General features: G+C 62.5%; 23 protein-coding genes. 16 read left to right on the plus strand and 7 right to left on the minus strand.

The window, feature by feature from the left end; all coding sequences use genetic code 11:
* Positions 1 to 9: 9 nt before the first annotated feature.
* The 6 genes from EIY72_RS21990 (at position 10) to EIY72_RS22015 (ending at position 5408) form a co-directional block, all read left to right on the plus strand.
* Positions 10 to 858 (plus strand): TauD/TfdA dioxygenase family protein, encoded by an 849-nt coding sequence (locus tag EIY72_RS21990; RefSeq protein WP_093226611.1) that lies wholly within the window; start codon positions 10 to 12, stop codon positions 856 to 858.
* An 87-nt stretch (positions 859 to 945) separates the two neighbouring features.
* Positions 946 to 1998, plus strand: coding sequence for a beta-keto acid cleavage family enzyme (locus EIY72_RS21995; RefSeq protein ID WP_093226610.1), 1053 nt, complete (start codon positions 946 to 948; stop codon positions 1996 to 1998).
* Positions 1999 to 2087: 89 nt separating this feature from the next.
* A complete protein-coding gene (locus EIY72_RS22000) occupies positions 2088 to 3419 on the plus strand; it encodes an MFS transporter (RefSeq protein ID WP_093226609.1) in 1332 nt (443 codons plus the stop codon).
* Positions 3416 to 4078, plus strand: a complete 663-nt coding sequence (locus tag EIY72_RS22005; RefSeq protein ID WP_093226608.1) for a DsbA family oxidoreductase — start codon at positions 3416 to 3418, stop codon at positions 4076 to 4078. The genes EIY72_RS22000 and EIY72_RS22005 overlap by 4 nt, the downstream gene beginning before the upstream one ends.
* Positions 4075 to 4401: a Rieske (2Fe-2S) protein gene (locus tag EIY72_RS22010; RefSeq protein WP_093226607.1), complete on the plus strand. Its 327-nt coding sequence runs from the start codon at positions 4075 to 4077 to the stop codon at positions 4399 to 4401. The genes EIY72_RS22005 and EIY72_RS22010 overlap by 4 nt, the downstream gene beginning before the upstream one ends.
* Complete coding sequence (locus EIY72_RS22015) at positions 4398 to 5408, plus strand: YeiH family protein (protein WP_093226606.1); 1011 nt, start codon at positions 4398 to 4400, stop codon at positions 5406 to 5408. The genes EIY72_RS22010 and EIY72_RS22015 overlap by 4 nt, the downstream gene beginning before the upstream one ends.
* A gap of 138 nt (positions 5409 to 5546) precedes the next feature.
* Here the strand turns inward: EIY72_RS22015 and EIY72_RS22020 are convergent, their stop codons facing one another.
* Positions 5547 to 6581, minus strand: a complete 1035-nt coding sequence (locus EIY72_RS22020; RefSeq protein WP_093226603.1) for an AraC family transcriptional regulator — start codon at positions 6579 to 6581, stop codon at positions 5547 to 5549.
* A gap of 354 nt (positions 6582 to 6935) precedes the next feature.
* Between EIY72_RS22020 and EIY72_RS22025 the strand changes: the two genes are divergently transcribed.
* The 7 genes from EIY72_RS22025 (at position 6936) to EIY72_RS22055 (ending at position 18328) form a co-directional block, all read left to right on the plus strand.
* Complete coding sequence (locus EIY72_RS22025; RefSeq protein ID WP_093226601.1) at positions 6936 to 7502, plus strand: RBBP9/YdeN family alpha/beta hydrolase; 567 nt, start codon at positions 6936 to 6938, stop codon at positions 7500 to 7502.
* A gap of 124 nt (positions 7503 to 7626) precedes the next feature.
* Positions 7627 to 9630 (plus strand): DUF1302 domain-containing protein, encoded by a 2004-nt coding sequence (locus tag EIY72_RS22030; RefSeq protein ID WP_093226598.1) that lies wholly within the window; start codon positions 7627 to 7629, stop codon positions 9628 to 9630.
* 41 nt (positions 9631 to 9671) lie between these two features.
* Positions 9672 to 11030 (plus strand): DUF1329 domain-containing protein, encoded by a 1359-nt coding sequence (locus tag EIY72_RS22035; RefSeq protein ID WP_093226595.1) that lies wholly within the window; start codon positions 9672 to 9674, stop codon positions 11028 to 11030.
* A 218-nt stretch (positions 11031 to 11248) separates the two neighbouring features.
* Positions 11249 to 12337, plus strand: a complete 1089-nt coding sequence (locus EIY72_RS22040; protein ID WP_093226593.1) for a WD40/YVTN/BNR-like repeat-containing protein — start codon at positions 11249 to 11251, stop codon at positions 12335 to 12337.
* Between the two features lie 15 nt (positions 12338 to 12352).
* Positions 12353 to 14875: an efflux RND transporter permease subunit gene (locus tag EIY72_RS22045; RefSeq protein WP_093226590.1), complete on the plus strand. Its 2523-nt coding sequence runs from the start codon at positions 12353 to 12355 to the stop codon at positions 14873 to 14875.
* Between the two features lie 7 nt (positions 14876 to 14882).
* Positions 14883 to 16661 carry an acyl-CoA dehydrogenase C-terminal domain-containing protein gene (locus EIY72_RS22050; protein WP_093226587.1) on the plus strand — a complete coding sequence of 593 codons (1779 nt, stop codon included), beginning with the start codon at positions 14883 to 14885 and terminating at the stop codon, positions 16659 to 16661.
* A gap of 23 nt (positions 16662 to 16684) precedes the next feature.
* Positions 16685 to 18328, plus strand: a complete 1644-nt coding sequence (locus tag EIY72_RS22055) for a fatty acid--CoA ligase (RefSeq protein ID WP_093226585.1) — start codon at positions 16685 to 16687, stop codon at positions 18326 to 18328.
* Between the two features lie 3 nt (positions 18329 to 18331).
* On the opposite strand, the gene EIY72_RS29990 is transcribed toward EIY72_RS22055, so the two are convergent.
* Positions 18332 to 18508, minus strand: coding sequence for a hypothetical protein (locus EIY72_RS29990; RefSeq protein ID WP_157720946.1), 177 nt, complete (start codon positions 18506 to 18508; stop codon positions 18332 to 18334).
* Between the two features lie 146 nt (positions 18509 to 18654).
* On the opposite strand from EIY72_RS29990, the gene EIY72_RS22060 reads away from it, so the two are divergent.
* A complete protein-coding gene (locus EIY72_RS22060; RefSeq protein WP_093226582.1) occupies positions 18655 to 19002 on the plus strand; it encodes a potassium channel family protein in 348 nt (115 codons plus the stop codon).
* A 163-nt stretch (positions 19003 to 19165) separates the two neighbouring features.
* Here the strand turns inward: EIY72_RS22060 and EIY72_RS22065 are convergent, their stop codons facing one another.
* From EIY72_RS22065 to EIY72_RS29995, 5 genes are all read right to left on the minus strand, one after another.
* Positions 19166 to 19387 (minus strand): formate dehydrogenase subunit delta, encoded by a 222-nt coding sequence (locus EIY72_RS22065; protein ID WP_093226580.1) that lies wholly within the window; start codon positions 19385 to 19387, stop codon positions 19166 to 19168.
* On the minus strand, positions 19384 to 22260 hold the full coding sequence (gene fdhF, locus EIY72_RS22070; protein WP_093226577.1) for a formate dehydrogenase subunit alpha: 2877 nt from the start codon (positions 22258 to 22260) through the stop codon (positions 19384 to 19386). The genes EIY72_RS22065 and fdhF overlap by 4 nt, the downstream gene beginning before the upstream one ends.
* Positions 22257 to 23813: a formate dehydrogenase beta subunit gene (locus tag EIY72_RS22075; protein WP_093226574.1), complete on the minus strand. Its 1557-nt coding sequence runs from the start codon at positions 23811 to 23813 to the stop codon at positions 22257 to 22259. Before EIY72_RS22075 ends, fdhF begins: the two co-directional genes overlap by 4 nt.
* The gene (locus EIY72_RS22080) at positions 23813 to 24289 is read right to left on the minus strand and encodes a formate dehydrogenase subunit gamma (protein WP_093226571.1); all 477 of its coding nucleotides are present in this window, start codon (positions 24287 to 24289) and stop codon (positions 23813 to 23815) included. Before EIY72_RS22080 ends, EIY72_RS22075 begins: the two co-directional genes overlap by 1 nt.
* A gap of 68 nt (positions 24290 to 24357) precedes the next feature.
* Positions 24358 to 24510, minus strand: a complete 153-nt coding sequence (locus tag EIY72_RS29995; RefSeq protein ID WP_157720945.1) for a hypothetical protein — start codon at positions 24508 to 24510, stop codon at positions 24358 to 24360.
* An 88-nt stretch (positions 24511 to 24598) separates the two neighbouring features.
* Between EIY72_RS29995 and EIY72_RS22085 the strand changes: the two genes are divergently transcribed.
* Positions 24599 to 24967, plus strand: a complete 369-nt coding sequence (locus tag EIY72_RS22085) for a PH domain-containing protein (protein WP_093226569.1) — start codon at positions 24599 to 24601, stop codon at positions 24965 to 24967.
* 379 nt (positions 24968 to 25346) lie between these two features.
* Positions 25347 to 25472 (plus strand): PAAR domain-containing protein (locus EIY72_RS22090; RefSeq protein ID WP_132680171.1); only part of this gene is annotated, 126 nt, incomplete at its 3' end.

Here is a 25472-nt window from a genome sequence, read left to right on the forward strand (position 1 = left end):
CGGCCAGCCATGAAAGTCGAACAATTGACCTGCAGCATTGGCGCCGAGCTGATCGGCGTCAACCTGGCCGACGCGGTGCATGACGACGACCTGTTTGCCGAAATCCGCGCGCAGTTGCTCAAGCATCGCGTGGTGTTCCTGCGCGATCAGGACATCACCCGCGCCGAGCACGTGGCTTTCGCCCGCCGCTTTGGCGAGCTGGAAGACCATCCGGTAGCCGGCAGCGATCCAGAGCATCCGGGCCTGGTACGGATCTACAAGAACCCCGAACAGCCGATGGACCGCTACGAGAACGCCTGGCACACCGACGCCACCTGGCGCGATGCGCCACCGATGGGTTGTGTGCTGCGTTGCGTGGAGTGCCCGCCGGTGGGCGGCGATACCATGTGGGCCAACATGGTCCTGGCGTACGAAAACCTGCCGGACGACGTCAAGCTGAAGATCGCCGACCTGCGCGCCCGCCACAGCATCGAAGCCAGCTTCGGTGCGGCCATGCCGCTGGAAAAGCGCCTGGCGCTCAAGGCGATGTACCCGGACGCCGAACACCCGGTGGTGCGCACCCACCCGGAAACCGGCGAGAAGGTGCTGTTCGTCAACGCTTTCGCCACGCATTTCAGCAACTACCACACCCCGGACCGGGTGCGTTTCGGCCAGGACGCCAACCCCGGTGCCGGCGAGTTGCTGCGTTACCTGATCAGCCAGGCGTACATCCCTGAGTACCAGGTACGTTGGCGCTGGAAGCCCAACAGCATCGCCATCTGGGACAACCGCAGTACCCAGCATTACGCTGTCATGGACTACCCGCCGTGCCATCGCAAGATGGAGCGCGCCGGGATCATCGGCGACAAGACCTACTGATCCACCCCTTCTGCATTAACTCTCGTAAGCACGCCTGCCCGGCTCGACCCCGGGTGGGCGGGACAATCATAAGAACTGGAGTAAACCATGCAATTCTTCGACGATTCCCTGCACCCCGAAAACATGGAAAAAGTGGTCATCACCGTGGCCCCGTACGGCCCGGAATGGATGCCCGAAGATTTCCCCGAAGACATCCCGCTGACCATGGACGAGCAAGTCCAGAAAGCCGTTGATTGCTACGAAGCCGGCGCCACCGTGCTGCATTTGCACGTGCGTGAGCTGGACGGCAAGGGCTCCAAGCGCCTGTCGAAATTCAACGAGCTGATCGCCGGTGTGCGCGAAGCCGTGCCGGACATGATCATCCAGGTCGGCGGGTCGATTTCCTTCGCGCCGGAAAGCGATGGCGAAGCGGCCAAGTGGTTGTCCGATGACACCCGCCACATGCTGGCCGAACTGACACCGAAACCGGATCAGGTCACCGTGGCGATCAACACCACGCAAATGAACATCATGGAGCTGCTGTATCCGGAGTACCTCAAAGGCACTTCCCTGGATAACCCGTTGATCCATGCCGCCTACAGCGAAATGACCGTACCGGCAGGGCCAGCCTGGGTCGCCGAGCACCTCAAGCGCCTGATGGACAACAACATCCAGCCGCACTTCCAGCTGACCGGCATGCACGCCCTGGAAACCCTCGAGCGCCTGGTCCGCCGTGGTGTGTACATGGGGCCGCTGAACCTGACCTGGATCGGCATCGGTGGCGGTTTCGACGGCCCGAACCCGTTCAACTTCTTCAACTTCATCCACCGCGCGCCGGATGGCTGCACCCTGACCTCCGAATCGCTGCTCAAGAACGTGATGCCGTTCAACACCATGTCCATGGCCATGGGCATGCACCCGCGTGTTGGCAACGAAGACACTATCATTGATCACAAGGGCGATCGTTTCGGCTCCGTGGCGCAGATCCAGCAGACCGTGCGCATCGCCCACGAGCTGGGTCGCGAAATTGCCACCGGCAAAGAGGCCCGGGAGATCTATCGCATTGGTGTGAAGTACAACAGCGTCGAAGAAACGCTGTTGGCCAACGGCATGGCCCCGAACCGCAAGGCCGGGCAGAAAGGTGTGCCGCAACGCGGCTGACCGAGAGCGCGCAGGCGCGGCCGTGACCGCGTCTGCGTGACTCAAAAACGCTTGATAACAACAATAAAACAAAGCTTCGAGGAGGCTGCATGGCCTTTCATCCAATGACTGCCGGCGATGATGATGTCAGCGGAGTCGGCGTTGCACGTCCTTATGCCTGGATTGTCTTTGCACTGACGTTCGGGCTGTTGATTTCCGATTACATGTCGCGTCAGGTGCTGAACGCGGTGTTCCCGCTGCTCAAGAGCGAGTGGGTATTGAGCGACGGCCAGCTCGGTCTGCTCAGCGGCATCGTCGCCCTGATGGTCGGCCTGTTGACGATTCCCCTGTCATTGATGGCAGACCGTTTTGGCCGGGTGAAAAGCCTGGCGTTGATGGCTTTTCTCTGGAGTGTGGCCACCCTCGGCTGCGCACTGGCGCAAGACTATCAACAGATGTTCGTCGCGCGTTTCATGGTCGGCGTCGGTGAAGCGGCCTATGGCAGCGTCGGCATTGCCGTGGTGATCTCGGTGTTCCCGAAACACATGCGCGCGACCCTGGCCAGCGCCTTCATGGCCGGTGGCATGTTCGGCTCGGTGCTGGGCATGGCCCTCGGCGGGGCGATTGCGGCGAAGCTGGGCTGGCGCTGGTCGTTCGCCGGCATGGCCTTGTTTGGCCTGGCACTGGCGGTGTTGTACCCGATTATCGTCAAGGAACGGCGCATTGCCCCGCAACGTGCCGCGCAAGTTGCCAGCAAGGCTGCCGCCTCGGTCACGCGCCCGTTGCGCACGCTGTTTTCCAGCCGTTCGGTGATCGCTACCTACGTTGGCAGCGGTTTGCAGTTGTTCGTTGGCGGCACGGTGATGGTGTGGATTCCCAGCTACCTCAATCGCTACTACGACATGCCCACCGACAAGGCCGGCGCCATGGCGGCGATTATCGTGCTGTGCAGCGGCGCCGGGATGATCCTGTGCGGCATGCTCAGTGACCGCCTGTGCCGCAACTCGCCGGAGCGCAAGGTCGCCCTGGCCATCGGTTTCTGTCTGGGTAGTTGCCTGCTGTTGTCGGCGGCCTTTGCCTTGCAGGCCGGTCCCGTGCAACTGCTGCTGATTTGCCTGGGCATGTTGATTGCCACCGGCACCACCGGCCCCGCCGGTGCGATGGTTGCCAACCTGACCCATTACTCGGTCCACGGTACGGCGTTCGCCACCCTGACCCTGGCCAACAACATGCTGGGGCTGGCGCCGGGGCCGTTCATCACCGGTCGGGTGTCTGACCTGATCGGTCTGCATGCCGCGTTTCAACTGGTGCCCCTGGTCGGCCTGGCCGCTGCCGCGGTGTTCTTTTACGCCAAGTGTCATTACCACAAAGATATTGCCCGGCTGAACGGCCAGAGCCTTGCCGACCCCGTTGGCAGTGCCGGGTTAGAGGTGAAGCTGTGAGTCGTCGTTTACGTATTGATGTGTTTTTCGATTTCATCTGCCCCTGGTGCCTGATCGGCAAACGCCAGCTGGAGCATGCCCAGGTGCAGTTCCGCAGTCGTCATCCGGATGTGCAGATCACCACGCGCTGGCATGGCGTGCAGTTGCTGCCGCAGTTGCCGGCAGAAGGTGAGCCCTTTGCCGATTTCTATCTCAAGCGCCTGGGTAACGCCGACGCCATGACCATGCGTCAGGCGCAAGTACAGCGTGCTGCCGAAGCAGTGGGGCTGGCCATCGACCTGAGCCGCATCGAGACCATGCCCAACACCGCCGACGCCCATCGCCTGTTCGAGCACGTCAGCATGACCGGCAATGCCAGCCAGCGGGAAATGTTGCTTGAACGGCTGTTCTCCGCGTACTTCCTGAGGCGTGAAAACCTCGGGTGCCGCGACACCTTGCTGGCCATTGCCAATTCCTGCGGCATCGACAGCCATGGCCTGGACGATGTTCTCAAGGGCGACGGCACGCCGTTCGAAGGTACGCCTGGCGGCGCCAGTGGTGTACCGAGCTTCCAGTTCGACCGTCGCCGCGTGGTGGTCGGTGCGCAACCTGCCCAGGCGTTGCTCGCGGCCATGAACGAGGCGCTCAAGGAAAGCGAACGCGAGCAGCAGTCGGCATGACCCGGCGTATCCGCATTCCTGCCGGCAAGCGCCCGCAGGCGGGTAGCCGCGCGCTGTTCGAATTCGAAGACAAGAGCCTGGCGCTGTTCAACGTCGACGGGCAGTTGTTTGTCATCGACGACAGTTGCCCGCATCAGGGTGCGTCCTTGTGTGGCGGGCGTCTGGACGGGCGGGTGATTCAGTGCTGCGCCCATGGTTTGCGCTTCGATTTGCACAGCGGCTACCTGCTCAATTCCAAAGCGGTAAAAGTCACGAGCTACCCGGTCGAGATCATCGACGACCAGGCGTTCATCGTCATCGAATCCGAGGAGTCCGCGCCATGAGCGCCATTGCCCTGACCCGTATCCACAGTCGCACGCGCGAACTGGCACCGGGCTTTATCGTCAGCCTGATCGTGGCGGCGGCTGCATCCTTTTTGTCCGAGCACTACGGTGCGCCGGTCATGCTGTTTGCCTTGCTGCTGGGCATGGCCCTGAATTTTCTCGCCGACGACGGCCCGTGCAAGGCCGGTGTCGAGTTCACCGCACGTACGGTGTTGCGCATCGGCGTGGCGTTGCTGGGCATGCGCATCACCCTGGAACAGATGGCGGCATTGGGCTGGAAGCCGATTGCACTGGTGGTGATTCTGGTGGTGGTGACCATCAGCGTATCGGTGGTGGCGGCCAAGGCCCTGGGCTTCCAGCGCTTGTTCGGTTTGCTCACCGGCGGCGCCACGGCAATCTGTGGCGCTTCGGCGGCGTTGGCGCTGGCGGCGGCCTTGCCCAATCACCCGCAGAAAGAACGTGCGACCTTGTTCACGGTGATCGGCGTTTCGGCGCTGTCGACCCTGGCGATGATCGTCTATCCAATGATCGCCAAGTACCTGGAACTGTCGCCGCAAGTGGCCGGGGTGTTTCTCGGCGCGACCATCCACGACGTCGCCCAGGTGGTCGGTGCCGGTTATGGCATGTCGACCGAAACCGGTGACACGGCCACCGTGGTCAAGCTGATGCGCGTGGCGATGCTACTACCGGTGATCGTCACCGCCGCGATGATCACCCGCCTGCAGGGCGCCGACCCGACCGGTAAACGCCCACCCTTGCTGCCGTGGTTCGCCGTCGGCTTCCTGATCCTGGCGTGCATCAACAGCACGGGTTGGGTCGCGCCGGTGGTGCAGGGTTCGATCAACGAACTGTCACGCTGGTGCCTGGTGATTTCCATCAGCGCCCTGGGCATGAAAACCCGCCTGCGCGAACTGGCGGCGGTGGGGATCAAGCCGATTCTGCTGATGGTCGGGGAGACTGTGTTTTTGGTGGTGCTGGTGCTCTTGCTGCTGCACTGGGGGCTCTGAACCCGTCACCGACAATGGTTTTATGGCAGGGCCGCACGCTATTGACTCCTCATGCCGTGCGGCTCAGGACCGGTGTCAGCCACACCGGTCCTTTACGGCGACTGAACCCAGCAGTCGCCATTTTTTTGCCCGGTGGATTCAGAGCTCTTTCGGACCGCCGAGAGGGGGGGGGCTCGTTTGCTTCTGCGCCCGCCAGCTCGCCGGCGGCATGCCGAACTGGGTGATGAACCAGCGGGTAAACGAACTCGCCATCGAATAGCCGAGCATGTCGGCGATACGGCTCAGGGAGTAGTTGGGGTTGTCCAGGTAGCGCAGCACCAGGTCGCGGCGCACGTCGTTGATCACGTCGTTGAAGGCGCAGCCATCGTCCTTGAGACGGCGTTGCAGGGTGCGCACGTTCATGCCCTGGCTCTGCGCGATCTGTTCGATGGTGGCGCGGCCCATGGGCAGCAGCAGGTAGATGGCCTTGCGCACTTCGAACAGCATCGAGGTGCCTTGATGGCCTTGCAGCGAGTCGAGGTAGCTTTGCGCGTAGCGAGCCATGGCCGGGTCGGCATTGGGGTTGGTCATGTCGAGGCTGATGTCCGGACAGACGATGCCGTTGAACTCGCTGCCGAACTCCAGGTTGCAACCGAACAGGCGACGATGCAGGTGCAGGTTGTCCGGCGCCTGGTGCATGAAGTTGACGCTGTACGGATGCCAGTGTGAGCCGAGCAACGCCGAGCACAGACGGAACATCACACCGATGGCCAGCTCGGTGGCCTGGCGGCTTGGCATCGCGGTTTCCGTCACTACTTCTTCGCGGATGATCACCATCTTGCCGGCCTCTTCAATGAAGATCGCCAGCGAGTCGTTCATCAAGTGCCGGTAGTTGACCACCACCTGCAGGGCATCGCGCAGGGTGCGCTGGTGGCTGAGCAGCAGGCTGACCACGCCGAAGTCCGAGAGCTGGCGCGACTCGGCCATGCTCAGGCCGAAGGTCTGGCAGCCACTGGCGACAGCCGAGTCTTCCAGCAGGCGCACGGCGGCATCGATGGGGATGCGGTGCTCGGGAGCCAGCAATTGAGCTCGGCTCAGGCCGACGGCGTTCAATACGTCGCGTGGGTTGAAACCCAGGTACTGGGTGACCTCCAGGTAGTTGGTCAAGACGGCGGCGCGAACAAGCTTGGGCATGCGTAGGGCTTCTCTGGGCCGATGGAGATGGGCGTGAGCGTGGCGACTATAGCCAGCACGCCGACCGTTGAACAGTTGTTACAGCGTAGTGGATTTGCGCGCCCTGGCCGCCTCGAAGAGCCACGCGGGATCAGGTGATCGACCTCCATCCGTTGATTACAGGGGAGTTGCACCTGTCCACGGGTTTTTTCGACCAGCGGTCGCCCCTGACCAGCGCCCGGCAATTTGTCATCAAAAGAAAAGTGCCTGACGTCCAATGTAAAGCGACCCGGGTGGGCGCTCTTTAATGTCGACACAACAAAAAGACTCTGGCGATAGAGCCAGTCGAGTCATCGAGAAAGTGAAGGTGCTGACGTGGATAAACTGCAAACTGCCGCCACCGTTCTGATCGTGCCGGGCCTGCGCGAGCACGTCGCCGAGCATTGGCAGACGCTGCTTGAACAACGGCTTTCGAAAGTGCGCAGTGTTGCGCCACTGGAGACCGACAAACTCGACTGCCAGGCACGGGTGCGCGCCATTCAGCATGAACTTGAGCAGATCGACGGGCCAGTGATTCTGGTGGCCCACAGCGCCGGTGTACTGATGGTCGCCCATTGGGCGGCGCAATTTCAGCGTCCGATCAAGGGCGCCTTGCTGGCGGCACCACCGGACCTCGATGCGGTCTGGCCGGCCAACTATCCGTCCTCCGAGACCCTGCGCAGTCAGGGCTGGAACCCGTTACCCAAAGGCCCGCTGCCGTTTCCGAGCATCGTCGCCGCAAGCACCAACGATCACCTGGCCAGCCTCGCGGCGGCCACCCACCTGGCCGAAGGCTGGGGCGCCGAATTGCTCAACCTGGGCGATGTCGGTCATCTCAATCCGGCCGCAGGATTTGGCCCTTGGGCACAAGCCGAGGCACTGATCCTGAAGCTGGACCGCTGATACAGGAACCGGGCTGGCATCACGCCAACCGGTAATTGCCCTCACACCTGAAAACGCACACCCGAAGAGGTTTGCGTGAGGGCGGCTGCGCTTAAAACAAATACAAAAAGGCGGAGACAACGCAATGCACAACAAGAATCATCGTTTCACGGCTTCGCGCTACAGCTTGCTCGCTTCGGCCGTCCTGGCTGCAATCGTGCCGACCGCCCATGCGGTAGAACTCGACCTGGGCAACCCCGACTGGTCGGCGCGTCTGGATAACACCGTCAAATACAACTACGGCGTCCGCACCGAAGGTGCCGACAAACGCATGCTCGGCACGCCGAACAACAACGACGGCGATTACAACTTCCGCAAGGCCGGCACCAACATCACCAACCGTATCGATCTGCTGACCGAGATGGACGTGGTCTACAAGAATGCCATGGGTTTTCGCGTCAGCGCCGCCAGTTGGTACGACAAGGCCTATGACAACACCGGCTCGAACTCCAACCCGTTCGTCAACGGCAACGGCGACGTCTCGGGCCTGGTCAAGAACGACACCCGTCCAGGGTTAGGTGGTGTCACCCGGGACAACGTCGGCAATGGCAGCCCGCACCTGAGCAACTACGCCCAGCGTTACTACAGCGGTCCATCCGGTGAAATCCTCGACGCCTTCGTGTTCTACAGCACCGAGATCGGCGAAGAGTCGATGCTCAACGTCAAGGCCGGCCAGCACAACGTGTTCTGGGGCGAAACCATCCTCAACCCGGTGCATTCGGTCAGCTACGGCCAGTCCGGTCTCGACCTGGCCAAGCTTGCCGCGTCGCCGGGTACCGAAGCCAAGGAGTTGTTCGTACCGCGCGAGCAGGTGTCGATGACCTTCACCATCAACCCGGAACTGACCGTGGGCGCCCAGTACTTCCTTGATTGGGATGCCGCGCGTCTGCCGGAAGCGGGCACCTACTACGGCGGCTCCGACCTGGTCGGCTTCGGTGCGCAATCGTTCCTGCTGGGCAACACCAACAGCCCGTCCGGCGCACCGGCACTGGGTTGCGGCCTGGCACCGTGCAACGCCCTGACCAACGTGGTCCGTGGCAAGGACCTGACGCCGCACAGCAGCGGTGACTGGGGCGTCATGGCCAAGTGGTCGCCAGCCTGGCTGGACGGCACCCTGGGTGTCTACTTCCGTAATACCTCGGACATCCTGCCCCAGGCTTACCTGACGGCCACCGGCATTTCCGCGGCCAACCCCAACGGCACCCGTGCCGGGACCCTCGGCTCGGTGGTCAACACCCTCAACTCGTTGAACACCGCCAGCTATCAACTGGCCTACGGCGACGACATCCAGATCTTCGGCCTGAGCCTGTCCAAGGAAGTCGGTGGCGTCAGTGTCGGCTCCGACCTGAACATGCGCCACAACATGCCACTGGCGAGTATCCCGGCAATTGTCAGCTCGACCGATCCGCTGGGACTGGGTCAAGGCCTGGGCCTGTTGCCTCCGCGTACTGCCGACAGTGGCGTGGTCTATGACACCCCGCGCCGTGGCGACAGCATGGCCGCCACCGGTGACACCCTGCACTGGACGCTCAACGGTCTGATGACCCTGCCGAGAACCCCGGTCTTCGACTCGGCGACGCTGCTGGGCGAGCTGTACTACAGCAACCTGCTCAAGCTCGATAACAAGAACTCGGCGCTCTACAAGGGCAACGATTCCTATCACGGCATCGACGCGCCGACCCGCGACAACTGGGGTATCGCCGTCAACTTCACACCGACTTGGTACCAGGTGTTCCCCGGTGTCGACCTCAACGCGCCGATGTCGGTCAACGTCGGCCTGGCCGGTGTCTCGCCGGTCTCCGGCGGCGGCGCCAAGGACACCGGCAACTACGCCTTGGGCGTGGGCGCCGTTGTGTACAACAAATACTTCGTCGACCTGAAGTACGTGGACTCCTTCGGCAAGACCGACAAGTGCAACAACAGTGGCGTCAGTACCGGCCCGAACGGCGGCGACGGTTCGACCCCGAACGCTTTCAGCGGCAACGAAAACTACGCCTGTTACGCCGGGGGCTACTCGGCCTTTTCCGGAGGCGGTGCCACGACCGAAGACCGTGGTGCGGTGTACCTGACCATGAAAACCACATTCTGATTCACCACTGATTTGCCACAAGCAAGCAGGAGAATAACAAGATGACACTCGCAAAAACCGTGTTGGCCGCATCCCTGGCCATGATCCTCGCCGCACAGGCGCAGGCCGCTGTTTCACCTCAGGACGTTGCCAAGCTCGGCAGCAGCCTGACCCTGGTAGGCGCCGAAAAGGCCGGGAACGCTGATGGTTCCATTCCGGCCTATGACGGTGGCCTGACCACGCCACCTGCCAGCTTCAAGGCCGGTGACAGCATGCGCCCGGACCCGTTTGCCAATGAAAAACCGTTGCTGGTGATCGATGGCAAAAACGTCGACCAGTACAAGAACTCGCTGACCGCCACCACCGTGGAACTGGCCAAGCGTTTCCCGACTTTCCACGTCGACGTCTACCCGACCCACCGCACCGTGTCGCTGCCCAAGGCCGTGCTGGATAACGGCGTGAAAAACGCCAGCGGCGCCAAGTCCCTGGAAGGCGGTCTGGCCATCGACAACGTCCTGCCGGGCGTGCCGTTCCCGATCCCGCAATCGGGCAACGAGGCGATGTGGAACTTCCTGCTGCGTTACCAGGGCGTGAGCATCAGCTCCAAGTACGACTCGTGGAACGTCGACTCGGCCGGCGTCGCCAGCCTGGCGACCACCGGGCAGGCGAACATCTCCTACCCGATCTACGAGAACCTGGCGCAGCCGATCAGCAGCTCGGACGTGTACTACCAGATGAAGCTGGCGTACACCGGCCCGGCCCGCCGTGCCGGCGAGGCGATCATGCTCAAGGACGCCGCCAACCCGTTGCAGCAACCGCGTCGCGCCTGGCAGTACCTGCCTGGTCAGCGTCGGGTGAAGCTGGCGCCGAGCCTGGCTTACGACACGCCAAACCCGGGTACTGCCGGTGCAGGCACCTATGACGACGTGTTCGTCTTCAACGGTGCACTGGATCGCTACGACTGGAAGCTGGTGGGCAAGCAGGAAATGATCGTGCCCTACAACACCTACAAGCTGACCTACGCCCAGGACCCTAAAGCACTGACCACCGCCAACCACCTCGCGCCAGACTTCGTGCGCTGGGAAAAACACCGCGTGTGGGTCGTCGAAGGCACCCTCAAGGCCGGTGCGCGCCACATCTACGCCAAGCGCCGCTTCTACCTCGACGAAGACAGCTGGACCGCTCTGGCCTCGGATCAATATGACGCCCGTGGCCAGCTCTATCGCGGTTCCTTCGCCTTCCTGAGCCAGAGCTACGACAAGCAGGTGCCGGACTCGACGCCGTTCATGATCTACGACCTGGTCGGCGGTTCGTACAACATCAACGGTGTGGTCGGCCCGTACGGCGGCATCAAGTACATCGATCCACTCTCCAAGGCCCAGTGGTCGTCGGAATCCCTGGCCGGTAGTGGCATTCGTTAAGCCCACTGCAACAAACGCCTGGCCGCTCCGGTGTGTTGTAGGAGCGAGCCTGCTCGCGATGGACTCAACAACACCGCGGGGAACCAGATGCCCCGCGTCATCGTTGACCACCATCGCGAGCAGGCTCGCTCCTACAGGGACCAAGTGGGCAGGCGTGAGGTTTGAACGTCAGGCACACGGATGTGTGTTTCGGCGCGGTTCTCCGAAGAGGGTGCGGTATGTGTGCGTATAGAAAAGATTGGCGGCTGGCGTTTGGCCTGCTGCTGGGCCTGTTGCAGGGTGTCAGCCATGCAGCCGGCTTTGTCGATGTGCTGGACCTGCCCGCCAGGGCCAGCAGCCTGGCCGTCAACAGTCCGTTGTCAGGCATGGCCCGCGCCGGTTCGCGGGTGATCAGTGTCGGCCAGCGTGGCCACATTCTGTTTTCCGATGATTCAGGATTGCACTGGCAGCAGGCCTCCGTGCCGGTCAGTGCCGACCTCACCGCCGTGAATTTCCCGACCGCGACCCAAGGCTGGGCGGTGGGCAATGACGGCGTGGTGCTGCACAGCAGCGATGCCGGTGCGAGCTGGCAAAAGCAACTCGACGGCCGCCAGATCGGCGCCTTTCTGCAAGCCCATTACGCGACACTGGCCAAGGCCGAGCCGGGTAACGAACAGTGGTCGGCGCTGGCCGCCGAAGGCCAGCGCATGGCCGAGCAGGGCGCGGATAAACCCTTGCTCGACGTCTGGTTTGCCAATGAAAAAACCGGCTACGTGGTCGGTGTATTCAACCTGATCCTGCGCACTGACGACGGCGGCCAGACCTGGACCCCGTATCAGGACCGCACCGACAACCCGCAAGGTTTCCACCTCAATGCCATCGCCTCTACCGGCGATGCGTTGTACATCGCCGGCGAGCAGGGCCTGTTGCTCAAGTGGGACGACGCGGCGCAACGCTTCGCCGCCGTAGTGACGCCGTATCAGGGCAGCTTCTTCGGCGTGCTCGGCAAGCCCGGAGAAGTACTGGTCTACGGCCTGCGCGGCAACGTGCTGCGCAGCATCGACGGCGGGCAGAACTGGAGCGCCCTCGACACCGGCCTGCACGTCAGCATCACCGCCGGCCTTATCGACCAGCAGGGCAACTATCGCCTGTTCACCCAGGGCGGGCAGATGCTGGTCAGCCAGGGCAGCGGCGCGCAGTTGCAACTGATTCGAAAAGCGGCGCCGACTCCGGTCGCCGGGGCCACCCAAACCGTCGATGGCGGGTTGGTCGTGGCGGGCAGCCGCGGTGTCCAGACGTTGTCTGGCGACCTGGCCCAAAAACCTTAAGAGCGAGAACCAGACATGGGCAATATCAAACAAGACGCCATGCCGGTGATTCGCGACCTGCGCGACTTCGACCGTCGCTCGGGCAATCGCCTGGAACGGCTGGTGTTCAACTACCGGCCGTTGTTCATGCTGCTGATGGCGCTGGCCACCGTGGTCTTCGGCTACATGGCCGCGACCCGCCTGGAACTGCGTCCCAGCTTCGAAAAAATGATTCCGCAGAGCCAGCCGTACATCCAGAACTTCCTCGAAAACCGCGCGTCGTTGCGTGGCCTGGGCAACTCGGTACGGGTGGTGGTGGAGAACACCCAGGGCGATATTTTCGACCCCGGTTATCTCGATGTGCTCAAGCAGGTCAACGACCAGTTGTTCCTCACCGAAGGTGTCGACCGTGCCTGGATGAAGTCGCTGTGGAGCCCGGCAGTGCGCTGGACCGAAGTCACCGAGGACGGCTTCCAGGGCGGCCCGGTGATGCCCGACAGCTATCAGGGCTCGCCCGCCGACATCGAGCAATTGCGCCAGAACATCTCCCGCGCCGGTGTGGTCGGCAGCCTGGTGGCCAGCGACTACAAATCGAGCATGCTGATCGTGCCGCTGCTGGACAAGGCCGCCGCCGGTGGCCAGCCGATCAACTACCACGCGTTCTCGCAGATGCTCGAAGAGCAATTGCGCGACAAGATCGAATTCGCCGGTGACAGCGCCGCACGCAAGGCCGGCAAGGAAGGCACCGGCCATTACAAGGTGCGCGTGATCGGCTTCGCCAAACTGATGGGCGACCTGATCGACGGCCTGATCCAGGTGATGATGTTCTTCGGCCTCGCCGTCGTCACGTCGCTGGTGATCATCTACGCCTACACCCGCTGCGTGCGCAGCACCTTGCTGGTGGTCGGCTGTTCGCTGGTGGCGGTGATCTGGCAGCTGGGCATCGTCGCCTGGCTCGGTTACGCCATCGACCCGTACTCGGTGCTGGTGCCGTTCCTGATCTTCGCCATTGGCGTGTCCCACGCGGCGCAGAAGATGAACGGCATCATGCAGGACATCGCCCGTGGCACCCACAAACTGATCGCCGCGCGCTACACCTTCCGCCGTCTGTTCATTGCCGGGGTCACCGCGTTGCTCGCCGACGCCGTGGGCTTCGCCGTGCTGATGCTGATCGATATTCCGGTGATCAAAGACCTGGCAATCACCGCCAGCATCGGTGTCGCCGTGCTGATCTTCACCTCGCTGTTGCTGATGCCGGTGGCGCTGTCGTACATCGGCGTCGGTGCCAAAGCAGCCGAGCGTGCCTTGAAAATCGATACCCGTGCGGAGAAACACAAAGGCTTCGGCAAGCTGTGGGACCTGCTCGACCGCTTCACCACTGGCAAGTGGGCCACCGGGGCGGTGCTCGTAGCACTGTTGATGGGCATCGGCGGTTTCATGGTCAGTCAGCACCTGAAAATCGGTGACCTGGAAAGCGGGGCGCCGGAGCTGCGCGCCGACTCGCGCTACAACCGCGACAACGCCTACATCACCCAGCATTACGCGCTGTCCAGCGACCTGTTCGCGGTGATGATCAAGACGGCGCCGGAAGGTTGCCTGAGCTACCAGACGCTGATCCTCGCCGACCGCCTGGCCTGGGAACTGCAACAGTATCCGGGCGTGCAGGCCACCGCGTCGCTGGTCAACGCGGTGCGGCAGATCACCGCCGGCACTTACGAGGGCAACCCCAAGCTCAACAGCATCCAGCGTAACCAGGACGTGCTGAACTACGCCGCCCAGCAAGCCTCGGTGAACTCGCCGGAGCTGTTCAACACCGACTGCTCGATGATGCCGGTGATCACCTTCCTCAAGGACCACAAGGCCGAGACCCTCGACGCTGTGGTCGCCATCGCCGACAAGTTCGCCAAGGAAAACAGCACCCCGGATCGCCAGTTCCTGCTCGCCGCCGGCAGCGCCGGCATCGAGGCGGCGACCAACATCGTCGTGCGCGAAGCCAACCACACCATGCTGCTGTACGTGTACGCAGCGGTGACCCTGTTCTGTCTGATCACCTTCCGCAGCTGGCGCGCCACGCTGGTGGCGCTGCTGCCGCTGGTGCTGACCTCGATCCTCTGTGAAGCGCTGATGGTCGCCATGGGCATCGGCGTGAAGGTCGCGACCCTGCCGGTCATCGCCCTCGGCGTCGGCATTGGCGTGGACTACGCCCTGTACCTGCTCAGCGTGCAATTGCACTTCCAGCGCCAGGGGCTGCCGCTGTCCCAGGCCTACCGCAATGCCGTGTCCTTCACTGGCCGGGTGGTCGGGCTGGTCGGCATCACCCTTGCCGCCGGCGTGGTCTGCTGGGTCTGGTCGCCGATCAAGTTCCAGGCGGACATGGGCATCCTGCTGACCTTCATGTTCCTGTGGAACATGCTCGGCGCGCTGATCCTGATCCCGGCCCTGTCGTACTTCCTGCTGCGTGAACGTGTGCCCGTCGTCGACGCGACGACCGCCGCCACCGCGCCCAACGAAACCACTGAACGTCCTGGCATGCCGCATGCCCTGACCACTTCCGAGTAAGCCAAGAATGTCTGATTACAAAGCTCCCCTGCGCGACATGCGCTTCGTACTCAACGAGGTTTTCCAGGCGCCCCGGCTGTGGGCCAGTCTGCCTGGCCTGGCCGAGGTCATCGACGAAGAAACCGCTGTGGCGATCCTCGAAGAGGCCGGCAAGATCAGCGGCGAAGTGATCGCACCGTTGAACCGCGCCAGCGATGAACAAGGCTGCAGCTGGAACAACGGCGCGGTCAGCGCACCAGACGGTTTCGCCGAGGCCTACAAAGCCTTCGCCGAAGGTGGTTGGGTTGGCGTCGGCGGCGATGCGCAGTTCGGTGGCATGGGCATGCCCAAGGCGATTTCGGCGCAGGTCGAAGAGATGGTCAACGCCGCCAGCCTGTCGTTCGGCCTGTACCCGATGCTCACCGCCGGTGCCTGTCTGTCGATCAATGCACACGCCAGCGAAGAGCTGAAGGCCAAGTACTTGCCGAACATGTACGCCGGCACCTGGACCGGTTCGATGTGCCTGACCGAGGCCCATGCCGGCACAGACCTGGGCCTGATCCGCACCAAGGCCGAACCCCAGGCCGATGGCAGCTACAAGGTCAGCGGCAGCAAGATCTTCATCACCGGCGGCGAGCACGACCTGACCGAAAACATCATTCACCTGGTGCTGGCGCGCCTGCCGGATGCACCGGCAGGACCGAAAGGTATCTCGTTGTTCCTGGTGCCCAAGGTGCTGGTCAACAATGATGGTTCGCTGGGCGAACGTAACGCGCTGTCCTGCGGCTCCATCGAACACAAGATGGGCATCAAGGCGTCCGCCACCTGCGTGATGAACTTCGACGGCGCCAGCGGTTGGCTGGTCGACGCGCCGAACAAAGGCCTGGCGGCCATGTTCACCATGATGAACTACGAGCGCCTGGGCGTGGGTATCCAGGGCCTGGCCCAGGGCGAACGTTCCTATCAGAACGCCGTCGCCTACGCCCGCGATCGCCTGCAAAGCCGTGCGCCGAGCGGTGCACAGTACAAAGACAAGGCCGCTGATCCGATCATCGTCCACCCGGATGTGCGGCGCATGCTGCTGACCATGAAAGCCCTGAACGAGGGCGGTCGTGCGTTCTCCAGCTACGTTGCCCTGCAACTGGATATCTCGAAATTCAGCGAAGACGCCACGACGAGCGCCCGTGCCCAGGAAATGGTCGCGTTGCTGACCCCGGTGGCCAAGGCTTTCCTCACCGACATGGGCCTGGAAACCACCGTGCTTGGCCAACAGGTGTTCGGCGGCCACGGCTACATCCGCGAGTGGGGTCAGGAGCAGCTGGTGCGTGACGTACGCATCACGCAGATCTACGAAGGCACCAACGGCATTCAGTCCCTGGACCTGGTCGGGCGCAAGATCGTCGGCAGCGGCGGGGCGCTCTATCGACTGTTCGCATCGGAAATCCGCCACTTCATCGCCAATGCCAGTGCCGAACTCGATGAGTTCAACCAGCCGCTGAGTGCCGCCGTCGATAATCTCGATGAACTGACCGCCTGGCTGCTCGATCGCGCCCAGGGCAATCCGAACGAAATCGGCGCCGCCTCGGTCGAGTACCTGCACGTGTTCGGCTACACCGCCTACGCCTACATGTGGGCACGCATGGCCAAGGCTGTGCTGAGTTCCCACGAGGAGGATGACTTCTACAGCAGCAAACTGGCCACCGCGCGCTTTTACTTCGCCCGGTTGCTGCCACGCATCCACTCGTTGAGCGCCTCGGCCAAGGCCGGCAGCGAGTGCCTTTTCGAGTTGCCAGCCGATCAGTTCTGATCGAAGGACAAGGAACGCCCATCATGCTGAAGACCAAAATCATCGCGCCCGCCGAGGGCGCCTATGCCTACCCGTTACTGATCAAGCAATTGCTGCTGTCCGGGGCGCGCTACGAGCCGGGGCGAGAGATCGTCTACGCCGACAAACTGCGCTACAGCTACCAGACGTTGAACCAGCGCATTCGCCGTCTGGCCAACGCGCTGACAGCCGCCGGGGTCAAGGCCGGCGACACCGTGGCGCTGCTCGACTGGGACAGCCACCGCTATCTGGAATGCTTCTTCGCCGTGCCGATGATCGGCGCCGTGCTGCACACGGTGAACATTCGCCTGTCGCCGGAGCAGGTGCTGTTCACCATGAACCACGCCGAGGATGACCTGGTGCTGGTGCACGATGATTTCCTGCCGCTGGTGGAGCAGATCCACGGGCGTCTGGACACCGTCAAAGGCTATCTGCAACTGACCGACGACAACGCGCTGCCGACCTCGTTGCCGGTGCTCGGTGAGTATGAAAGCCTGCTGGCCAGCGCCTCGGATCAGTACGACTTCCCCGACTTCGACGAAAACTCGGTGGCGACCCTGTTCTACACCACCGGCACCACCGGCGACCCGAAAGGCGTGTACTTCAGCCACCGTCAATTGGTGCTGCACACCCTGAACGCCGTCGGCACCCTGGCTGCCTATCAAGGCCAGCCGCTACTGCGTTCCGATGACGTGTACATGCCGATCACGCCGATGTTCCACGTGCATGCCTGGGGCGTGCCCTACGTCGCCACGCTGATGGGCATCAAGCAGGTTTACCCCGGCCGTTACGAACCCAACAGCCTGGTGCGCCTGTACCGTGAAGAGAAGGTGACCTTCTCCCACTGCGTGCCGACCATCCTGCAGATGATCCTCAACTGCGAACAAGGCAAGGCCACCCGTTTCGACGGCTGGAAAATGCTCCTCGGCGGCAGCGCGCTGACCCTGGGTATCGCCAGCGAAGCCAGCGCCAAAGGCATGGTGGTGCACGCCGGTTACGGCATGTCGGAAACCTGCCCGCTGCTGTGCCTGACCTACCTGCGCGATCCCGACCTTGAGTTATCCACAGCCGCGCAACTGCCGATCCGCATCAAGACCGGCACGCCGGTGCCGATGGTCGACCTGAAGATCGTTGACGCCAACGGTCAGGACGTTGCCCACGATGGTGAGTCCCTCGGTGAAATCGTCGTACGCGCCCCTTGGCTGACCCAGGGCTACCTGAAGGAGCCGGGCAAAGGCGCCGAGCTGTGGGACAACGGCTGGCTGCACACCGGTGACATGGCCTCCGTCGACACCCTGGGCTGCGTGGAAATCAAGGATCGCATCAAGGACGTGATCAAGACCGGCGGCGAGTGGATCAGCTCGCTGGAACTGGAAAGCCTGATCAGCGAACACCCGGCGGTGATGTCCGTCGCCGTGGTCGGCATCGTTGACGAACAGTGGGGCGAACGGCCGATGGCCATGGTGGTCGGCGAGCCGGGGCACTACCTTGACCGCAAGATGCTGGAAAGCCACCTGCAAGCCTTCGTCGATGGCGGGCGCATCAACAAGTGGGCGATACCCAAGCAGTTCAAGTTCGTCGCCGAGATCCCCAAGACCAGCGTCGGCAAGATCAACAAGAAGCTGATCCGCGAAAGCGCGGCGAACTGACTGCTACATGCGCTGGCGTGGCATGGTCGGCGGGTTGAGTTGCTGCGGCGGAATCAACCGGCTATTGCCTTGCGGGGGCGGCGGTTTGGCGGTTTCGTCCTTGTCATAGTCATGGCAGGACGAGCCGCTGACGGCGATGAAGGCGGCGAGCAGGGCGAGGGGAATCAGGGACTTGAGCATGGGCGTTCTCCACCATGACGGCTCCTTTGAGCTTAGCCCTGGCGGGTCGTCGGCAGCCTTCCGCTGGTCGCGGTTTTCGGCGCATGTGCCAAGCTGTTGGGAATGTCGAAACGCCGTGCACTTCCCAGCCCAAGGACACTCCCCAAATGAACCATCACCAACATGCCGTGCATGTGCGCCACGAATTCTACAAAGCCGTCTGGTTTTACCTGAAAGTGGTCTGGCCGATCTTTTCCCTGCTGCTGTTCTTCATCGTCAGCTTCGGCCTGATCATCGCCCACCTGGAAGGCTGGAGCCCGTTCGACGGTGTCTACTTCGCTTTCGTGACCGGCCTGACCATCGGTTACGGCGAACTGGTGCCCAAGTTGGCGGTGTCACGGGTACTGGCGATTCTGCTGGGATTCAACGGCGTGCTGATGACGGCGATCTTCGCCGCGATCAGTATTCGGGCGATTGAAGTGACGGTGAAGGCGTCGGGGAAGGACAACCAGTAGTTTTGCTCCCACAGGGCCAAGTGGCGAGCCTGGTATCGGTGCCAAACCCAAATCCCCTGTGGGAGCGAGCTTGCTCGCGATGGCGGCCTCATATCCAGCCCAGTGCTGGCTGATACACCACTATCGCGAGCAAGCCCGCTCTCACCGTTGTTCAACAGCGAATCTAAGCCTCCCACCCCGCGCCTTGCACCGCCGCCTGCACCAACGGATGCAAATCCGCCCCCTGATGCTCCGTCTGCCAGGCCAGCAATTCCTTGCGCATGCTCGGCGCCCAGAACATCTGCAGGTGATTGCGCACACTGAGCACCGCCTGTTCCTGGTCCGGCTGGCTGGCGAAGTACTGGGCGATCTGGTTGGCCATCTTGATCAGGTTGTCCGTGCTCATCGGCGTACTTCCGCTTTATCACCACGGGCACGGTCCTTGAGCAGGCGGTGCTGCTCGTCGGTGAAGGCCTGGAAGCGTTTCTGCCATTCCGAAGGGTGATACACGCGACTGACTTCCACCGCCGTGACCTTGTATTCCGGGCAGTTGGTGGCCCAGTCCGAGTTGTCGGTGGTGATCACGTTGGCCCCCGATTCCGGGAAGTGGAAGGTGGTGTACACCACGCCCGGTGCCACCCGTTCGGTGATACGCGCGCGCAACACGGTCTGACCCGCACGGCTGCCGATGCCGACCCAGTCACCCTCGTTGATGCCACGGCTTTCAGCATCGGTCGGGTGGATTTCCAGGCGGTCTTCATCGTGCCAGGCCACGTTGTCGGTACGCCGGGTCTGGGCGCCGACGTTGTACTGGCTGAGGATGCGCCCGGTGGTCAGCAACAGCGGATAACGGTTGTTGACCTTCTCCTCGGTGGGCACGTAACCGGTGAGCATGAAGCGCCCCTTGCCGCGCACGAACTGCTCGATGTGCATGGTCGGCGTACCGTCCGGCGCCGCGGCGTTGCATGGCCATTGCAAGCTGCCGTGGCGTTCCAGTTCGGCGTAGCTGACGTTGGTGAAGGTCGGCGTCAGGCGGGCAATTTCATCCATGATTTCTGACGGGTGCTGATAGTTCATCGGGTAACCCAGCGCCTTGGCCAGCGCCACCGTGCCTTCCCAGTCGGCCTTGCCACCCAGTGGCTCCATGACCTTGCGCACCCTGGAGATGCGTCGCTCGGCGTTGGTGAAGGTGCCGTCTTTTTCCAGGAACGAAGCCCCCGGCAGGAACACGTGGGCGAACTTGGCGGTTTCGTTGAGGAAGATGTCCTGCACCACCACACATTCCATAGCCGACAGCGCTGCGGTGACGTGCTGGGTATTCGGGTCGCTCTGGGCAATATCCTCGCCCTGGCAATACAGGCCCTTGAAACTGCCGGCCAGCGCCGACTCGAACATGTTGGGAATCCGCAGCCCCGGTTCGGGATGCAGGGTGACGTTCCACGCCTGCTCGAATTGCGTGCGCACCGTTTCGTTGGAGATGTGCCGGTAGCCGGGCAACTCGTGGGGGAAGGAACCCATGTCGCAGGAGCCCTGCACGTTGTTCTGCCCGCGCAACGGGTTCACACCGACGCCTTCGCGGCCAATGTTGCCGGTGGCCATGGCGAGGTTGGCGATGCCCATCACCGAGGTGCTGCCCTGGCTGTGTTCGGTCACGCCCAGGCCGTAATAGATCGCCGCGTTGCCACCGGTGGCGTACAAGCGCGCCGCAGCACGGATGTCCGCAGCTGCTACGCCGCAGATCGGACCCAGCACTTCCGGCGAGTTTTCCCCACGGCTGACGAATTCGCTCCAGTGGGCGAAATCACCGGCCTCGCAACGGGCATCGATAAACGCCTGGTCTTGCAGGCCTTCGGTGATGATGGTGTGGGCCAGTGCATTGAGCATGGCGACGTTGGTGCCGGGGCGCAGGGCCAGGTGCAGTTCGGCGCGGGCGTGCACCGTGTCCACCAGATCGATGCGCCGTGGGTCGATGACGATCAGCCGCGCACCTTCGCGCAAGCGGCGTTTGAGTTGCGAAGCGAACACCGGGTGGGCATCGCTGGGGTTGGCACCCATCACCAGGATCACGTCGGCCTGCATCACCGAGTCGAAACTCTGGGTGCCGGCGGATTCGCCCAGGGTTTGCTTCAAGCCATAACCGGTGGGCGAGTGGCAGACCCGCGCACAGGTGTCGACATTGTTGTTGCCGAAGGCCGCACGCACCAGTTTCTGCACCAGATAGGTTTCTTCGTTGGTGCAGCGGCTGGAGGTGATGCCGCCGATAGAGTCGCGGCCGTATTTCTGCTGCAAGCGGCGGAACTCGCTGGCGGCATAGGTCACCGCCTCATCCCAGCTGACTTCCTGCCATGGGTCGCTGATGTGCTTGCGGATCATCGGCTTGGTGATGCGATCCGGGTGGGTAGCGTAGCCCCAGGCGAAACGCCCCTTGACGCAGGAGTGACCGTGGTTGGCCTGGCCGTTCTTGTCCGGGACCATGCGCACCAGTTGATTGCCTTTCATCTCGGCGCGGAACGAACAGCCCACACCGCAATAGGCGCAGGTGGTGATCACGCTGCGCTCCGGCTGGCCCATCTCCACTACATTCTTTTCCATCAGGGTCGCGGTCGGGCAGGCCTGCACACAGGCGCCGCAAGACACGCATTCCGAATCGAGGAAGTTATCCCCACCCGCCGCCGCCACCCGCGATTCAAAGCCGCGCCCGGTGATGGTCAGGGCAAAGGTGCCCTGGGTTTCTTCACAGGCGCGCACGCAACGGTTGCAGACGATGCACTTGCTCGGGTCGTAGTCGAAGTAGGGGTTGGAAGTGTCCTTGACGTCGGCCAGATGGTTCTCGCCTTCATAGCCGTAACGCACCTCGCGCAGGCCGACCTGACCGGCCACGGTTTGCAGCTCGCAGTTGCCGTTGGCCGAACAGGTCAGGCAATCCAGCGGGTGATCGGAGATATACAACTCCATGACATTGCGGCGCAGGGTCGCGAGCTTCGGCGTCTGGGTGTGCACGGTCATGCCTTCAGTGACAGGCGTGGTGCAGGACGCCGGATAGCCGCGCATGCCATCGATCTCCACCAGGCACATGCGGCACGAGCCGAAGGCTTCCAGACTGTCGGTGGCGCAGAGTTTGGGAATGGTGGTGCCCATCAACGCCGCGGCGCGCATTACCGAAGTGCCTTCGGGCACGGTGATGCTGCGGCCGTCGATGTTCAGGGTGATCTGCACATCGCTTTGGCGGGCCGGCGTGCCGAGATCCATATCGGTTTTCGGATCGAATACAGTGATCATTGCTCGGCCTCCGAGGCGTGCAGACCGAAGTCGGCGGGGAAGTGCTTGAGGGCGCTGGCGACCGGGTAAGAAGTCATGCCGCCGAGGGCGCACAGCGAACCGTATTGCATCGTGTCGCACAGGTCCTTGAGGATGATCGCCTGCTCGTCGCGACCGCTTTGATCGGGAGATGCCAGCAACCGGTCGATGACCTCCACGCCCCGGGTCGAACCGATGCGACACGGCGTACATTTGCCACAGGATTCTTCGGCGCAGAACTGCATGGCAAAACGCGCCATGTGCGCCATGTCCAGGGTGTCATCCGCCACCACCACACCCCCGTGACCGAGCATCGCGCCCATGGCGGCGAAGGCTTCGTAATCCAGCGGGGTGTCGAATTGCGAAGGCGGCACCCAGGCGCCCAACGGTCCGCCCACCTGCGCGGCCTTCAGCGGCCGGCCACTGGCGGTGCCACCGCCGTAGTCTTCCACCAACTCGCGCAGGGTCAGGCCGAAGGCCCGTTCCACCAGCCCGCCGCGACGAATGTTGCCCGCCAACTGGAAGGGCATGGTGCCCAGGGAACGGCCCATGCCGTAGTCGCGATAGAACTGCGCGCCCTTGGCCAGAATCAGCGGCACCGAAGCCAGGGTCAGCACGTTGTGCACCAACGTCGGTTGGCCGAACAGGCCTTGCAGAGCCGGGATCGGTGGCTTGGCGCGGACGATCCCGCGCTTGCCTTCCAGCGAGTCGAGCAGTGCGGTTTCTTCACCGCAGATGTAGGCGCCGGCGCCGACACGCACTTCCATGTCGAAGGCCTGACCGCTGCCGCCGACGTTGGCGCCCAGATAGCCTGCTGCGCGAGCGATGTTCAGCGCATCGCGCAAAGTCGCCACGGCATCCGGGTATTCCGAACGCACATAGATGTAGCCGTAGGTGGCGCCGCAGCACAGGCCGGCAATCGCCATGCCTTCGATCAGCAGGAACGGGTCGCCTTCCATCAACATACGGTCGGCGAAAGTGCCGGAGTCGCCTTCGTCGGCGTTGCACACGATGTATTTCTGCGCAGCTTGGGTGCCGCGCACCGTGCGCCATTTGATTCCGGCGGGAAAGGCGGCACCGCCACGGCCGCGCAGGCCGGAATCGAACACTGCTGTCGCGGTTTGTTCGCCGCCAATGGCGATGGCACTTTTCAGGCCTTCGAAACCACCTTGGGCCTGGTAATCGTCCAGCGACAACGGCCGGGTGATGCCGGCGCGGGCGAACAGCAGGCGTTGTTGGGTTTTCAGGTAGGGCAATTCTTCCACCAGGCCCAGAGCCAGTGGATGTGCGCTTGGGTTTTGCAGGGCGTCGAGTACCGACGGCACGTCGTCGGCGGTCAGCGGGCCGAAGCCAAACCGGCCCTCGGGCGTATCCACTTCCAGCAGCGGTTCCAGCCAGTACAAACCACGAGAGCTGGTGCGCTGCAATTCCAGCGGCAGGTTGCGTGTCTTGGCCTGAGTGATCAGCGCCGTGGACACCTCATCGGCACCCACCGCACGGGCCAGAGAGTCTGTCGAGAGATAGAGAGTGGGCATCAAGCGTCCTCCCGACAAGCATCAAGCAAGGCATCCAGCCGCTCGGCACTCAGCCGCGCATGCACCCTGCCATCCAATTCCACAGCGGGCGAACAGGCACAAGCCCCGAGGCAATAAACCGGGCGCAAACTGATGCTGCCATCGGCGCTGCTGCCGTGGTCGTCCAGTTGCAGCCGCTCACGCAACTGCGCCGCCAACTGCTCGGCACCACGGCTCTGGCACGACTCGGCGCGACACAGTCGCAAGATGTGTCGGGCAGGCGGTGCAGTACGGAAATCATGGTAAAAGCTGATCACCCCACGCACCTCGGCCTGACTCAGGTTCAGCGCATGGGCAATCTCGGGGACGGCGGCATCGGGGACAAAGCCGATGCGTTCCTGAATATCATGAAGAATGGGCAACAGCGCACCCGCAGAGCCTTTGTGGCGCTCCAGCACGGTATTGACCACAGGCAGGTGCAACTCAACATCAGGCATTCAGCAATCCTCACGGTCACGGACACACCAGAAGGTCGTCGGTAGTCCGAAAGTGTCGGCTGCGGCGCTCACACCACGTCACGGTGTCGTGGCAATTTCAGGCCGGTGGCCAGGGTGCCCTTGGCGGGCATCTTGTTGTGCCTCTTGAAGGGCATAAAACGCAGATTGCCACGGAGGCTTTTATTAACCTGCACCAAAGCGACGTGTTCGGTTCTGTCCACGACCATCCATTAAGTCTAGACGAGCCACCGCCCAAGGCGCCTGATGCACCTGGCACGGGCTATTCACATTCAATAAAGGGAATGAGCAATGATCGATTTCAACAACAAAGGCTTCTTCAAACTTAAGCAAAACGAAGAATACGCAGAACGCGTCAGCGCACTGTTGCTGGAAGGGGAACAGGTGATCGACGCCTACAAATCCATGCGCGACGGCGTGGTCTTCACCAATAAACGCATCATCGCGGTGAACGTACAAGGCATCACCGGCAGCAAAAAAGACTTCACCTCATTACCGTACAAAAACATCGTCGCGTACTCGGTGGAGACGTCCGGCACCTTCGACCTGGATTCGGAGCTGGAGATCTACTTTTCGTCGCTGGGCAAGGTGAAGTTCGAGTTCACTGGCAGGACGTCGATGGTGGAAATTTCGAAACTGATTTCCCAGCACCTGCTCTGATCCAAACCCAAAGGCCCCGAAAAACCGGGGCCTACAAGGTCGTCAGTGGACCCCAATCACTATGGGAGTGAGCTTTCTCCGGGCGGTGTTCCGACGATGGCGTTGGCCCAACCAACATCGATTCCAAAGGCACACCAAAACCCTGTGGGATCTCACCTGCTTTCTATCCGAAACCGTGCAAAAAACGCCGTTGCCTCATCTGTTTCCGTGGTCCTTTTCACCAGTACCTGTAAGGCATTTCCTGATTTTTCCAACCCTCTTGAGTTTCCTTTCCGCCCACGTAGTTTGCGTCATGCCGCTCATCCCGAGTCGGCTGAGTGCTGGTTAACAGTGGTGCGCCTCCCATGAATGGGACGCCGGTAGAGAAGGAGATCAATCAATGGCAATAGGATATTTCATTCGCCAGGGTGACAAGACCACCTGCGGCGGCGAGGTGCTGGAGGCCGACACGCGCATCACGATGCTCGGTATGGCCCACGCGCGTGAAGGCGACCGGGTTTCCTGC

This window comes from Pseudomonas vancouverensis (assembly GCF_004348895.1).
In the GTDB taxonomy this organism is placed as follows: domain Bacteria; phylum Pseudomonadota; class Gammaproteobacteria; order Pseudomonadales; family Pseudomonadaceae; genus Aquipseudomonas; species Aquipseudomonas vancouverensis.